A 14,261-nucleotide genomic window follows, 5' to 3' on the forward strand; every position below is an offset into this window, starting at 1 on the left:
TTACCACTCCAAAGCGTCGCCATTGGTGTGCCAAAAACCACCGGTATTGTCTAAATTCAGTTGTTCAATCAACGATACCAAGCCATTAGCTGATTCTGCTGTATCTATCAAGCCATTATGAGAAGTCATGTCTGTTTTGACATACCCAGGATGTAACAAAGCCACAGCAATACCTTTGGGCTTTAAGTCAACAGACAAAGATTTACCGGCCATATTCACAGCAGCCTTACTCATTCTATAACCATATTGTCCACCGGAATCATTATCAGCCACAGAACCCATACGACTGGTCACAATGGCAACCTTTCCTCCTGATGTCATCAGTGGCAGCAAGGTTTCAGTCACTTGTAACGGTGCAACCGCATTGATGGCAAATTGCCATTTCACGATGTCATAATCAATTTCTCCAAGGCTGTTGCTGGCTAAGACTCCTGCATTATTCAACAACACATCTATCTGGCGGTTTGACAATTGTTGTTTTAATTGGTTTAAATCTTCTGTGCGACTGACATCACAACCTGAAATGACTTCGACACCCAAAGCATCTAAAGCTTCACTTGATTGCCGGCATACAGCCAACACTTGATAACCTTTAGCTTTAAATTGTCGACTCAATTCTAAGCCGATGCCGCGATTTGACCCTGTGATTAAAATTGTTTTCATTTGATGTTAAACTTGGCATTTTAAAAGACTGATTATAAACCATTCTATTCCGAGTGGCTCAATCGTAAACAAACAAACAACATTCAAGGATCATCATGGGCAATATTTTATGGCTGGCTTCATACCCAAAATCTGGAAACACATGGCTGCGGGTCTTTATAGAAAACTATTTAGCCAACCAAAAACAAGCCATTGACATCAATCAAATCCATAAAAATTCTATTGATGAAGTCAAAGCTTTCCGATACCAAAAATATGTTGGCGGCGGTCAACAAACCATTGACCTCACTACCGAGGAGTTGTGTGCTATTCGACCATTGGTTCATGCCGACATTGCCGCTGATTCTCAGGGAACTGTTTTTGTCAAAAGCCATAATTTTCAGGGTGAATACAAAGGTTTTCCATTACATAACTGGCAAGTATCCTCAGGTGCGATTTATGTTGTCAGAAATCCACTTGATGTGGTCATTTCAATGTCTAATTACTTTGATCAAACCATAGATGAGGCGATTGACTATTTGGCTGAAGACTTGACAGGCACACCCAATGAACCTGAAAACGCTCCTCAAATCATCACCTCATGGTCTATGCATGTGAAAAGTTGGACTGAAAATGAAGACGAGCGTAACAAACTGGTTTTGCGTTATGAAGACATGCTGGAAAACCCGCGCAAAGCATTCAGAAAGGTTGAGTCTTTATTGGGTATGAAACGCAACCCTGCACGTCTGATGCGTGCCATAAAACACGCATCTTTCAACCAAATGAAAGCCCAAGAAGAAAAGAAGGGCTTTGTTGAAAAACACGAAAATGCCCAATCCTTCTTCCGCAAAGGCCGCAAGGATCAGTGGCAAGATGTGTTGACTCCAGAACAAGTAAAACGTATTGTTGAGCGCCATCGAGAACAAATGGAAAGATTTAAATACATCCCCAAAGGCTATTGAACTAAAAACGGCCTTTGCTTATGTTATTAAGCAAAGGCCGTATACATAAAAAAGAACATCCCTATTCAATCAATTTGAAGTCAGTCGAACAATTTATTTTTTACCTGCTGAATGTCTTTATGTCGGATGTCCTTTCCTTTAACCAAATATATGGTGTATTCACAGATATTTTTTGCATGATCTCCCATGCGTTCCAAAGCCTTGGCACAATGTGACAGACGCAATAAAGCTTTTATTTCATGTGGTGATTTCACCATTTGATTGATGATATGGTCATTTAATTCATTAAAATGTGCATTGATCATTTCATCTTTTTGGACCAAGTCTATGGCCTGATCTGCATCTAACCTCGCTAAAGCATTGAGGGAAGCTGACAACACACTCAATACTTTTTGCCCCAAATGGTCGATTTCAACAAAAAATGGACTGCTGTAATCAAAACTTATCAAATCTTGGGCAACATATGCTACTTTTTCTGCTTGATCACCAATCCGTTCTAGATCGGTGATGCTTTTCATAACCGCTATGATTAATCTTAAGTCACTGGCAGCCGGCTGTCGTTTGGCAATGATGCGAATACATTCTCCATCTAACTCAATTTCCAAGTCGTCAATGGCATCACCCTTTTCCAATACATCTTGCACCAAATCAGCAGACTTTTCCTTCAAACTGAGCATGGCTTTTCTTAATTGATTTTCTACCATGCCGCCCATTTTCAATAAATGATTACGAATATCTTCTAGTTCGTTGTTATATTCTTTTGAAGTGTGTTGATCAAATTCTAAGTGTTCCATATGCTTATCCAAATCGGCCTGTGATGTATTTTTCTGTTAGTTCATGTCTCGGGTTTGTAAATATTTGATTGGTATCACCCACTTCTATCAATCTGCCCATATGAAAATAGGCTGTTCTTTGTGAAACTCGGGCTGCTTGTTGCATCGAGTGTGTCACAATCACAATGGTGTAATTTTCTTTCAACTCATTGATCAGCTCTTCAATTTTCGCTGTCGCAATGGGGTCCAATGCCGAAGCTGGTTCATCCATCAATATCACCTCTGGTTGAACAGCAATGGTTCTGGCAATACACAACCTTTGTTGCTGCCCACCAGACAAACCTGTGCCCGGTCCATGTAAACGGTCCTTGACTTCATCAAACAAACCCGCTTTGACTAATGCTTCCTCAACCAAGTCATCCATTTCTGCTTTATTTTTTGTCAAACCATGAATTTTAGGCCCATAAGCCACATTGTCATAAATCGACTTAGGGAAGGGGTTGGGTTTTTGAAAAACCATTCCTACCCTAGCTCTCAGTAATACTGGGTCTTGCTTTTTACCATAAATATTTTCACCGTCAAGATTGATTTGACCATCAATACGACATATATCAATGGTATCATTCATGCGGTTCATACAACGAAGAAAAGTTGACTTTCCACAGCCAGATGGCCCAATCAATGCAACCACTTGATTGCGACCCACATCTAAGCTCACATCATGAATCGCTTGATTATCTGCATAATAAACATTCACATTTCTGGTGCTTATTTTTGCATCTTCACAGCGGTATTCACCCACTGTATCTGTATATTCTACATCTAGTATATCTTTTTTAGTTTCGTTCATTGGCTTAGCCTTCATATTGGTGGCGCCCACTTCATTGCTCATTGTGGCATCCATATTTAATTCTGTTGCTGTTTTATTCATGATTGTCTCTATGGGCTGATTACCATTTTTTCTCAAATTTCTTTCTCAACTTAATGGCAACCGCATTCATTGTAATTAAGAATACCAACAACACCAAAATTGCCGCTGATGTTTTCTCTAAGAACCCTCGTTCTGGCGCGTCTGCCCAAAGAAATACCTGGATAGGCAAAACTGTTGATGGATCTCCAATTGATTGTGGGATATCCACAATAAAGGCCACCATACCAATCATCAGTAACGGGGCCGTCTCTCCTAATGCTTGTGCCATTCCAATGATAGTACCAGTTAATATGCCTGGCAAGGCAGCTGGTAACACATGATGGAATACGGTTTGCATTTTTGATGCCCCAAGACCCAAAGCAGCTTCTCTTAATGAAGGTGGAACGGCTTTAATTGCAGACCGTGAAGCAATAATAATCGTCGGTAATGTCATCAATGACAAAACAATACCACCGACCAAAGGTGCCGACCTCGGCATACTGAAAAAATTAATAAACACAGCCAAACCCAACAAACCAAATACAATAGAAGGCACCGCAGCCAAGTTATTGATATTAATTTCTATGAAGTCAATGAATCGGTTTTTTGGTGCAAATTCTTCTAAGTAAATGGCCGCTGCTACCGCAACTGGGAAGGACAAAGCCAATGTCACCATTAAAGTGTACAACGAACCTAAAATGGCACCTTTTATCCCTGCCAACTCAGGTTCTCGTGAATCACCTGCAGAAAAGAACAACCAATTAAAAGCCGTATCTATTTCACCAGATGTTTCCATTTCCTCAATCCATGACAGTTTCAAGTTCTTAACACGTCGATCAGATTCAGGAAGTTCACGATCAATTGCCCCTTTAATCACTGCGTCAACATCATCATCAGCTATAAAATCATAAGTTAAAGTGGTGCCAATTAAACTGGTATCTTCCAAAACCAAATCACGCAATTGATACTCTGATCCAATACTGACTAAACTGTACAACTGTTTTTTGTCGTTTCTTTTGGTCACCCCATCAAATCGTTTTTTTAACGCATCTCGAATAGGCTGTCTGAAATCCGCTTGCATGATGTCGTCTACAGAACTGTTCTGATTCAAATCCAACGCTTCAGCATTTAGCTCTACAGTCAATGTGACTTGAGTTTGCGTGAAAGCAGGAATGGCCTTGGTAATAACATCAGTTAACAATACCAATAAAAACATAAAGGCGATTCCAATGGAAACAATCCCTGCAGATTTAAAAAGCTTTTCTTTTAAGTAACGCTTTTTCAACCCTTTTTTAACCAACACGGTGTTATTCATATTGCTCTCTATACTTTCTGACCACATACAAAGCGATCATATTTAAAATCAATGTGGTAATAAACAACATCAAACCCAAAGCAAATGCAGCCAAGGTTTTGGTACTGTCAAATTCCTGATCACCCGTCAACAATGTCACAATTTGTACGGTAACAGTTGTCACTGCTTCTAATGGGTTTGCCGTTAAATTTGCAGCCAAACCTGCAGCCATAACAACAATCATGGTTTCACCAATCGCACGAGATGCCGCCAATAACACACCACCGACAATACCAGGTAATGCGGCAGGTATCAGTACTTTAACAATCGTTTCAGATCGTGTGGCGCCCAGTCCCAGAGAACCTTCACGTAAACTTTGAGGTACTGCTGACATCACATCATCTGCTAATGAAGATACAAATGGAATAATCATGATCCCCATTACCAAACCTGCAGCCAAAGCACTTTCTGATGCCACAGACATGCCGATACTTTCGCCCATATCGCGAATAAATGGTGCCACAGTTAAAGCTGCAAAAAATCCATACACGACCGTCGGGATTCCCGCTAAAATTTCCAGAACAGGCTTCGCGACTGCACGCACTGAACGGCTTGCGTACTCAGACAGATAAATCGCTGACATTAAACCCAGTGGCACCGAAACGAATAAAGCAATAACGGAAATTAGCATGGTACCCACAAATAAGGGCACAGCTCCAAAGGCAGCTGAAGAACCCACTTGGTCCGCACGAATGGCAGTTTGGGGAGACCATTCCGTTCCAAACATGAAATCAACCACTGGAACGTCACCGAAAAACCTGACAGACTCAAATAATACCGACAGCACAATGCCTACTGTGGTCATGATGGCAATAGAAGCCGCTGCCAATAAAATCCATTCCAAAGTTTTTTCAAACAACACCCGAGCTCGTGTGTCGATATTAATGCGCTTTAAAGCCAACAACCCCAATAAAACCGACAGCGATAAAACCACAGCAGTTTTACCCCACTGGGCAGTATTAACAATGCGTTGATAGTGTTCATGAATGACTTTCTTTTCATCGGTCAACGCCGCCACTTCACGATCTGTTGTTGCATTTTTAATGTCATTCAGAAACAAATCAAGGTCGCTACTTGATTGAACCTCTGACACAGAAAGTCCTGTATTGATTTCCTGACTTATTTGGTGGTTAATCCAAGGTGTTTCAGCCACCTCTAAAATCAACAACACAAGCAAAGCTGGAATCAATGCCGCCAGCCCTGCCACATATCCAAAATACTTAGGCAAAGTTGTAATTCTGGGCTTATCGCTTTGTAGCTTATACTGCAAATGGATTTTTTGACGTCCAATAAAAAATCCAAAAGCGGCCAAAATGGCCAATAACAATATCAGTGCACTGATGCTCATTTCATGTTTTTCCTTATTTTTTCTACAATCAAGTAAACCCCGTCACTGTAGCAATGACGAGGTTGGTTATGCATTCTGACTTGATCAGAGCGACATTGGATTCAACTCTTTGCTGTCTTTTCCAACTTGCTTGAATTTTTCTTCATCTAAAGGAATCAAGCCTTTATCAGTTAAATAGCCTTCATCACCCATGGCTTTTTTGCTGGTGAATTCTTTCAAGAACTCAGCCATTCCTGGTATTTGTGAAACATGTGCTTTTTTCACATAGAAATACAATGGTCGTGATACTGGATATTTACCTGTAGCAATTGACTCAAATTCAGGCGTTGCTGAATCTACTGTTGCCGCTTTTACTAAATCAGCGTTTTGATCTAAAAATGAAAAGCCAAAGATGCCCAATGCATTAGGGTTTTTTTGCAATTTTTGGATGATTAAGTTATCGTTTTCACCCGCTTCAATATATGCACCATCTTCGCGAATGGTATGGCATAATGATTTATAGGCAGATTTGTCAGTTTTTTTCAAATCTTTGATCCAGTCAAACTTTTTACAACCACCTTCCATGGCCAATTCAACAAAAGCGTCACGTGTACCAGATGTAGGTGGCGGACCCAAAACTTCAATTTTGATTGCTGGAAGCTCAGGATTCACTTCATTCCATTGGGTGTATGGGTTTTCAATTAATTCACCTGATTTGTCAGTAGGAATTTGTTTGGCCAGAGCCAGAAAAATGTCTTTGCGAGTTAAAGCAAACTCATGTGATTTGATGTCATTTGCCATAACAATACCATCAAAGCCAATCAAAACTTCAACAACATCTTTAACACCGTTGTTTTGACACATTTCCAATTCACTTGCTTTTATTCTGCGTGATGCATTGGTCACATCAGGAGTATCTACACCCACACCTTTACAAAACAACTTCATACCACCACCGGTTCCAGTTGATTCTATTTTAGGGGTTTTGAAAGTTGTTGACTTACCAAAGCGCTCAGCCACAACAGTAGAAAAAGGATAAACAGTTGAAGAACCTACGATACTGATGTAGTCACGACCTGCAGCCCAAACACTGCCAGCTGATAATAAAGCCAGCGCTGCTGCACCAATTTTGAAATTTTTCATAGTTAAACTCATTTATAAGATGAGCGCATTGTATGAAGGGAGTGTTACAGCTTTGTTACAGCTGTAACAAAAATGTCAAAATTGAATTTCTTTAATCTCGTTTAATCAATACCGAACACACCACCTTTGCCAGCCTCCTTACCCACCAACAAGGCGGCGTCTGCTTTTTGCAACATTGCTTCTGCATTCATACCATCACCTACCTCACTGACAAAAGCACCTATGGTTGTTCTAATTTGTTTTACCTGATGACCCAATTTAACCATTGGCTGTTGGCTGGCTAAATGAATATAATGTGTTCGCTGTTGAACCAAATCTTTGCTTTCTAATAAACAAGCAATACAGAATTCATCTCCACCGTACCGGCCCAGTAAATCATGACCTTTCAATATTCTTTGAATCCCTGTTACAGTTTTCTGAAGTACTCGGTTGCCCTCAGCATGTCCTAGATTGTCATTGATAAGTTTAAAATCATCTAAATCCATCATCATGATTAAAACAGTTTCTCCATTAATTTCCGCACGTGCCTTAAGGTCATTTAATTGTTGAACAAACACATGTAATCGTAAGGTATTGGTTAATGCATCCATGGTCGCTTGATCGTGATTGATCCTGTTCTTATGAGCCAGAATCATGGTCACCACCAAAGACAATAGCAATAAAGCCCATGGACCAAGTAAAAATTGGCGACCTAAGTCTGTTACTTGAAAAAAATCCAACCAAATATCCGTACTCCCAAAGATGATGTATACCATAAGTACTGACACCATAAGTTTGGCATATGGTTTGTTGGCTTTAACAGCAGAATAAAGCAACCATGAAACCATTAAAATAGTCGGAATGGTTAAAACTTCAATGACTTGTAAAGGCACATATGCCATACCTGGTTCTGGTAATAACATCACAACCGGAATAGCCAGAAATGTGATTAACAATATCAACTTCAACATCAATGGTGGGCGTATGTTAAAAAACTGAATGATAAAAACTGGAAATAAAATAAAAATAGCAAAAAACAAAGTGACGTTTAATTTAAACAACAGGCTCATTGACAAACCACTTCCTGATGCAAAACCACTGTATGTCCATAAATAGGCCACCCAGACCAATGAGAACATGCCAAAACTGAAATTTGGTAATAACTTTTGATTGAAAGCATAATGAATCAAATGCATGATGCCAATCATCAACAAGGCAACCATGATAGTCAGTGTAATGGTATTGTTTTTAGTGATATTTTCAACCACTTCATCGTGAACAGCAATATATGGCTGGGAATTGGCCATGCCTCCAGATCGGGCATCATTAAATACCCAAATTTCAATTTTATTCACTTCATTGATTTTGAGCAGTTGCATCGGAATTGGGTATGCCCTCGCATACAATACGGCTTTATCAAATTCAGGTGGGAACTCCCCCATCTCACCAATCAAGTGACCATTAACAAAGACCTTATCTGCATCTCTGATTTGCTCAACATAAAAATCGAGGCGCTGATTCTTTTTCAATAACTTGAACTGATTATGATAGACAGCAAAACCATCATAATTTGGCATCACCGCTTCCCATGCTTGGGGAAGCTCAGTTTCATGGCAGGACATACTACTGACGTCTACGTCTGGGGTATAAGCATCGCTTGGACAAACCAACCAAGGGTTCATAAATTGAACTGCCTGCTTAGGTGTTGCAAGACTGACTCCACTCAAACACATGAGTATACAAAGTAAAATTAACCTTATTTGATTAAACATGGTTACTAATCATAGCGAGAATTCACTTTATTGCAAACCTTTTACGGCATATAAAATGTTCATGAAATTGCATAAGGAAATTGAATTTTAAAAGTCGTTCCTTCACCTTTTTTGCTGTCAATATCCAACGTGGCATTGTGACTTAAGCAAATATGTTTCACAATTGCCAACCCCAAACCTGTACTTTGTATGTTTTTGGTGCGTGAATTATCTACCCTATAAAAACGCTCTGTTAGGTGTGGAATATGCTTCCCATCAATACCTTCACCATTGTCACTGATCCACAAATTGGCACGATCTTCATCATCTTTAAACCAACGCAGATGTACCCTTGTTTGATCTGGCGTATGGATAACTGCATTGCGCAACAAATTCAAACACACACTGGCAATTTCTGATTCATTACCTTCAATCCGCATGCCCGAATCTATTTGTGCTGTAAATACATGAGTGCTGGCTTGTTGGCTGTTTTTTACATCATTGAACAGCTTATTTAGCAGCAAAGGCATGTCTATAACTTGACTGCTGCCTTCAATATGCCTGTCATGTTCAATCGTAGCCAACTTCAACATATCAGCTATGATTTGTTCCATACGATTACTCTGATACAAGGTTTGTTCAATCGCTTCTGACCAATCTTCTGGTACTTGACCTGAGCTTTGAATCATCTCCAAATATCCAGATATAACTGTCAGCGGCGTACGTAATTCGTGAGAAGCATTGGCAACAAAAGCCTTACGTGATTTTTGCAAAGCTTCCTGCGCACTGATGTCACTGGCAACCAACAAATGCCTGTACCTGTTCAACTTAATTAACCGCAATTGGAGTTTTTTATCTGGGTCAATTGGGTGATTTAACTTCAATGACTGGTCACTTTCGCCATTACCCAACATAGAAACAAAAGCCGGTTCACGAAGGGTATTACTCACCAATTGATGCAAATCTTTGGGTCGAATATTTAACAACGATCTGGCTCGCTCGTTGCTCCATTGAATCTCAAAACGGTCATTCAATAGCACCGTTGCAAAAGGCAAGGCTTGGGCTGTAGTATTGAATTGTTCGATCAAATACTGGTTTCGCTTTTGTGACAGAGCCGTTTCTTTTTTATTATGCAAAACCAATGTGGTTAACACTTCAAAAATACCATTGTTCATAGGCACATCATGTTTGGGTGCACCACTTTTATACCATTGATAAAAACGTCGAAGCTCTAGGTATTTCCATATAAAAAAAACAGTAGACCAAACAAAAAAACTGACCAGCCAAAACTGACTGACTGCACCTGTTATGACAGCAAAAACAAAAAAAATAAAGGCAGCAATTTTGTCATCTCGCCAATCGCTGGTTGTCATAATATATGTGATCCTTTCAGAAATTAGCGCCCATTTTAGCCCATCAAAAAGTGTTTGAGCGCTGAAATCTGCCTTTGAAACCACAATTCAACCTAATTGTCACAAATGTCATACAGCTGTAACAATTGACACATAAAATTCACCTTTTTGTCATCATGAGTAAACACATGAAAAAATTTGCTTTAATATTGTCTGTGCTATTGAGCACCACATTCGCTTCAGCTGCCGATGATTCTGCGGCAGAATTAGCCGCTTTAAAGGCACAACTCCAAATCTTGACGGAACGCTTGGCTACTCTCGAAGCCAAGCAAGAAAAAACTGCTGTACAAGTTACTGAAACCTCTACACAACTTGCTGAGCAAAAGCCTGAAGTACAGAAAAAAGACTGGACTTCTCGTATAGCTTTGTCTGGCGATTTAAGAGACCGCATGGAGTATATTGATGAAAGAGGTAAAGCAACCAGAACCAGGAATCGTGTTCGCGCCCGCTTTGGTGTCAAAGCGGAAGTTAACGACAATTTAAATGTTGGTATTCAGTTGGCCACTGGCAGCGATGACCCCACTTCGACCAACCAAACACTGGATGGTGCTTTTTCAAGCAAAGGCATCAACCTTGACCTCGCTTACTTTAACTGGAAATTATCAGATGACTGGTCATTGACTGGCGGTAAAATAAAAAACCCTTTGCACAAAGCAGGAAAAGCACCTCTGATTTGGGATGGTGACTTGAATCCAGAAGGTGCCAGCATGCAGTATGACAACAATGGATGGCAAGCCACCGCATTTGTATTTTCTGTAGATGAACGCAAAGCAAGTAAAGACGCATTACTGACCGGTGCCCAAATCCTCAAATCATTTGACATGGGTGACAACAGCATGAGTGCTAATTTGGGCTACTTCAGCTATTCACAGCTGAAAGGCAGCACGCCATTGATTGATGGCAAAGCGCGTGGCAACACATTGGATGACAACGGCAGAATCGCCAATGACTTTGATTTGTTAGAAGGTGCTGTTGAATTCAACACATCAGTGGCCGACATGCCTTTGAACTTATTCGCATCATTTGTCGAAAACACCGCTGCTGATGAAGAAAATCAGGGTTATGCACTGGGCTTTAATTTAGGCAAAGTGAAAAACAAAGGCTCGTGGAGTTTAGGATATTCTTACATGGATGTTGAAGCCGATGCCGTATATGCTTTGTTCAATGATTCAGACTTTGCTGGCGGCGAAACCGATTCAAAAGGCCACATCTTAAAAGCCGGCTATGGATTGAATAAGAACATGTCCTTTGGCTTGGCATACATTGCTTCAAAACAAGACCAAAGCAAAGACCAACAAACCGCTTACGATCGCTTACAGCTTGACCTGAAGTTTCAGTTTAAATAAAAACAGCTTAGTCCAAAACCTAAAAAGGCCTCACTTGAGGCCTTTTTTATTTACAATTCTGTATTCAGATCCAACCACTCTTGACTCACCAATGCAACCGAGGCATAAACAAGCCTGACTCATTCTTATCCAATGCTGCTTTTATATTTGCTTACCCTTACGCTAAATCATGCGAATCTATAAATTTATTATCAGTCCTTAAAGGGGTTGATTTTGAGAGGATAACGATTGTCATAAAAAGAGGTTCTTGCTGGGTTGGCCGGTTTCGCTCTTACCAAATGGTTTTAGGTAGAGAAACCATTGGTGTAATTATCCATGGTGAAAAAAGAGTTCGAATTACAAAAAAAACCCATGAGCTAAAACGGATGATTGATTGGTACAACAGCAATTCATTGAACACCACCCATGCTGATGATGTGCGGTTAAAACTTGAATGTGGTAGCCACCTAGGGGTTAAAAGCTTTCTTAGCCACATTTCATATATTCAAAAGACCAGCTTGTGGCTAAACCAAAGTGACTGATTATTTAAGGTAATTGTAATAATAAACACTCAAAAAAAGGCCTCACAATGGAGGCCTTCTCTTTTGAATGTTGAGTATTTATCAACCAAATATCCCCTTCAAGATGAAGAAGAAAACGATAGACAATGAAGCACCTGCTGGAATCGTTACAACCCACGAGGCAAAAATACTGCGCACCACACCCAAATCAATGGCAGAGATACCGCGTGCCATACCAACACCTAATACTGCACCAACCAAAGTTTGTGTGGTTGAAATGGGCATACCTGTACCTGAAGCAACAACAATGGTTGAGGAAGCAGCTAATTCAGCAGCAAATCCACGCGAAGGCGTCAAATGGGTGATTTTTTGTCCTACCGTACGAATCACACGCACACCGTAAGTCGCCAAACCAATCACAATACCAATACCACCCAACAACAAGACCCAAGCATCAACACCTGCTTTAGCCGCAACAGCTCCTGATTTGGCAGTGGCCACAATTGCTGCCAAAGGACCCACTGCATTGGCCACATCATTTGATCCATGAGCAAATGCCAATCCACTGGCAGTAATAACCATCAAAACACCAAACACTTTTTCAACTGTATGAAAATGAAATTCCTTTTCCTTTTCTTTATCTACTTTAATTTTTGATACGAAGAAAGCACCAATCAAAGAAACGACCACACCTGATATTGCTGCATAGAGATATGCTTCATTGTCAGAAACCGTCAAACCCACATGCTTTAAACCTTTCTTGATTGTCACCAAAGTCAGAATAAATGCTGTAATGAACATATACATTGGCACGTATTTTTTGGCTTTTTCTAAAGGATTTTTTTGCTTTAAGATCAAATGATGAACAGTTTGAAAAATCATGAACGCCAAAATGCCAGCAATCATAGGTGTAATAATCCAAGACAAGACAATGTCACCCACTTTGCTCCACTTGATGGCTTCTGTGCCAATACCAACAGCAGCAAAACCAACAACTGCACCAACAATCGAATGCGTAGTTGAAACAGGCCAGCCTTTTTTAGAAGCAATCAACAACCAAATTCCAGCTGCCAATAAAGCCGACAACATACCAAATATCAACAATTCTGGCTGGTCAACAATAGAACTTGTATCAATAATTCCTTTTCGTATGGTAGAGGTAACCTCACCACCAGCCAAAACCGCACCGGCAAACTCAAATACAGCAGCAATGATAATCGCTTGTTTAATCGTGATTGCTTTAGATCCAACAGAAGTTGCCATGGCATTCGCCACATCGTTGGCACCAATACCCCATGCCATGAACGCACCAAAAATGCCCGCCAATACAATATATGTAACTTGATAATCCATAGTGATACTCCTTATTTAGCCAACAACAGTTCTAGACGTCGGCCAATGCGCTCAGCCATATCAGCGACATCAGCGACTTGATCTATTAATTTATAAAGAAACATCACTTCCACTGGAGGTAAGTCCTGCTCCATGACAAACAGGCTTTCTTGTAAAGACGCTTGCATCACATCAGTTTCCGTTTCAATCTTGTCTAATTTGGCAATCAACTTCTCAACCACTTTTACTTCAGCACCACGGAAACCTGTTTCATACAGCTCATCTAATTCATTGACACTTTGTTTGGCCTTCATTGCCGCATCAACACTGCGTTTTACAAATTCGATGAAAGCATCAAATAAAGCACCAGGAATCTGCATTTTTCTGCGCATTACCACACTGCTTATGGTTTTACTTAAGTTAGCCACTTTATCTTGCACCAAAACCAACTCTAATAAATCCTGTCTTGGTACGGGCATAAATAAACTTTTAGGCAAATTTGAACGGATGTCCAATTTCATTTCATCGGCATCATTTTCTAACTTCCTGATGTCACTGTTGATGCTGGCAACCTTGTCCCAGTCGTTTAAATTTGCCGCCTCAAATAGAGAAGGCAAAAGTTGCGCAGCTTTGCAAGCTGTTTTTATGTGTTCTTGTAAAGGTGCCACCGGAGAGCGTGACAGCATGTCAGAAATCAGAAATCCCATAATTTTAAACCTGTGTTTTAGTCGCGACATATTATAAGAGAATCATCAAGTCAAAAACTGACAAATTACTCAATTGAGCACTTATTAACCACTTGTGTGACATTTAGATGAATTTTTGTAACA

At 40.2% G+C, this 14,261-nt stretch carries 12 protein-coding genes; 2 read left to right on the forward strand and 10 right to left on the reverse strand.

The annotated features are described in order from the left end of the window. The gene (locus FET73_RS04185; RefSeq protein ID WP_154222648.1) at positions 1-663 is read right to left on the reverse strand and encodes an SDR family oxidoreductase; all 663 of its coding nucleotides are present in this window, start codon (positions 661-663) and stop codon (positions 1-3) included. Between the two features lie 95 nt (positions 664-758). On the opposite strand from FET73_RS04185, the gene FET73_RS04190 reads away from it, so the two are divergent. After that, entirely contained in the window at positions 759-1,604 is an 846-nt protein-coding gene (locus FET73_RS04190; RefSeq protein WP_154222649.1) for a sulfotransferase domain-containing protein, read from the forward strand. An 80-nt stretch (positions 1,605-1,684) separates the two neighbouring features. Here FET73_RS04190 and phoU read toward each other — a convergent pair whose 3' ends face one another. The 7 genes from phoU to phoR all read right to left on the reverse strand — a co-directional run bounded on the left by phoU (position 1,685) and on the right by phoR (position 10,214). Next, complete coding sequence (gene phoU, locus FET73_RS04195) at positions 1,685-2,398, reverse strand: phosphate signaling complex protein PhoU (RefSeq protein ID WP_154222650.1); 714 nt, start codon at positions 2,396-2,398, stop codon at positions 1,685-1,687. Between the two features lie 4 nt (positions 2,399-2,402). Further along, positions 2,403-3,308 (reverse strand): phosphate ABC transporter ATP-binding protein PstB, encoded by a 906-nt coding sequence (pstB, locus tag FET73_RS04200; protein ID WP_154222651.1) that lies wholly within the window; start codon positions 3,306-3,308, stop codon positions 2,403-2,405. A gap of 19 nt (positions 3,309-3,327) precedes the next feature. Further along, positions 3,328-4,602: a phosphate ABC transporter permease PstA gene (gene pstA, locus FET73_RS04205; protein WP_179952100.1), complete on the reverse strand. Its 1,275-nt coding sequence runs from the start codon at positions 4,600-4,602 to the stop codon at positions 3,328-3,330. Then, complete coding sequence (gene pstC, locus FET73_RS04210) at positions 4,595-5,989, reverse strand: phosphate ABC transporter permease subunit PstC (protein ID WP_154222653.1); 1,395 nt, start codon at positions 5,987-5,989, stop codon at positions 4,595-4,597. The genes pstA and pstC overlap by 8 nt, the downstream gene beginning before the upstream one ends. 84 nt (positions 5,990-6,073) lie before the next feature. Then, positions 6,074-7,111 (reverse strand): PstS family phosphate ABC transporter substrate-binding protein, encoded by a 1,038-nt coding sequence (locus tag FET73_RS04215; protein WP_154222654.1) that lies wholly within the window; start codon positions 7,109-7,111, stop codon positions 6,074-6,076. Positions 7,112-7,212: 101 nt separating this feature from the next. Continuing rightward, positions 7,213-8,772 carry a GGDEF domain-containing protein gene (locus tag FET73_RS04220; RefSeq protein ID WP_179952101.1) on the reverse strand — a complete coding sequence of 520 codons (1,560 nt, stop codon included), beginning with the start codon at positions 8,770-8,772 and terminating at the stop codon, positions 7,213-7,215. Between the two features lie 149 nt (positions 8,773-8,921). Continuing rightward, complete coding sequence (phoR, locus tag FET73_RS04225) at positions 8,922-10,214, reverse strand: phosphate regulon sensor histidine kinase PhoR (RefSeq protein WP_154222656.1); 1,293 nt, start codon at positions 10,212-10,214, stop codon at positions 8,922-8,924. Between the two features lie 167 nt (positions 10,215-10,381). On the opposite strand from phoR, the gene FET73_RS04230 reads away from it, so the two are divergent. After that, a complete protein-coding gene (locus tag FET73_RS04230) occupies positions 10,382-11,599 on the forward strand; it encodes a putative porin (protein ID WP_179952102.1) in 1,218 nt (405 codons plus the stop codon). 602 nt (positions 11,600-12,201) lie between these two features. On the opposite strand, the gene FET73_RS04235 is transcribed toward FET73_RS04230, so the two are convergent. Beyond that, the gene (locus FET73_RS04235; RefSeq protein WP_154222658.1) at positions 12,202-13,452 is read right to left on the reverse strand and encodes an inorganic phosphate transporter; all 1,251 of its coding nucleotides are present in this window, start codon (positions 13,450-13,452) and stop codon (positions 12,202-12,204) included. Between the two features lie 11 nt (positions 13,453-13,463). Next, positions 13,464-14,138, reverse strand: a complete 675-nt coding sequence (locus tag FET73_RS04240) for a TIGR00153 family protein (protein ID WP_154222659.1) — start codon at positions 14,136-14,138, stop codon at positions 13,464-13,466. Positions 14,139-14,261: the final 123 nt, after the last annotated feature.

Source organism: Marinicella rhabdoformis, from assembly GCF_009671245.1.
GTDB classification, from domain to species: Bacteria; Pseudomonadota; Gammaproteobacteria; order Xanthomonadales; family Marinicellaceae; genus Marinicella; species Marinicella rhabdoformis.

Coding starts and splice junctions, on each gene's coding strand:
- FET73_RS04190 (WP_154222649.1), top strand. CDS start 759: ATGGGCAATATTTTATGGCTGGCTTCATACCCAAAATCTGGAAACACA.
- FET73_RS04235 (WP_154222658.1), bottom strand. CDS start 13,452: ATGGATTATCAAGTTACATATATTGTATTGGCGGGCATTTTTGGTGCG.
- FET73_RS04230 (WP_179952102.1), top strand. CDS start 10,382: ATGAAAAAATTTGCTTTAATATTGTCTGTGCTATTGAGCACCACATTC.
- pstB (WP_154222651.1), bottom strand. CDS start 3,308: ATGAATAAAACAGCAACAGAATTAAATATGGATGCCACAATGAGCAAT.
- phoR (WP_154222656.1), bottom strand. CDS start 10,214: ATGACAACCAGCGATTGGCGAGATGACAAAATTGCTGCCTTTATTTTT.
- phoU (WP_154222650.1), bottom strand. CDS start 2,398: ATGGAACACTTAGAATTTGATCAACACACTTCAAAAGAATATAACAAC.
- FET73_RS04215 (WP_154222654.1), bottom strand. CDS start 7,111: ATGAAAAATTTCAAAATTGGTGCAGCAGCGCTGGCTTTATTATCAGCT.
- FET73_RS04220 (WP_179952101.1), bottom strand. CDS start 8,772: ATGAACCCTTGGTTGGTTTGTCCAAGCGATGCTTATACCCCAGACGTA.
- pstC (WP_154222653.1), bottom strand. CDS start 5,989: ATGAGCATCAGTGCACTGATATTGTTATTGGCCATTTTGGCCGCTTTT.
- FET73_RS04185 (WP_154222648.1), bottom strand. CDS start 663: ATGAAAACAATTTTAATCACAGGGTCAAATCGCGGCATCGGCTTAGAA.
- pstA (WP_179952100.1), bottom strand. CDS start 4,602: ATGAATAACACCGTGTTGGTTAAAAAAGGGTTGAAAAAGCGTTACTTA.
- FET73_RS04240 (WP_154222659.1), bottom strand. CDS start 14,138: ATGGGATTTCTGATTTCTGACATGCTGTCACGCTCTCCGGTGGCACCT.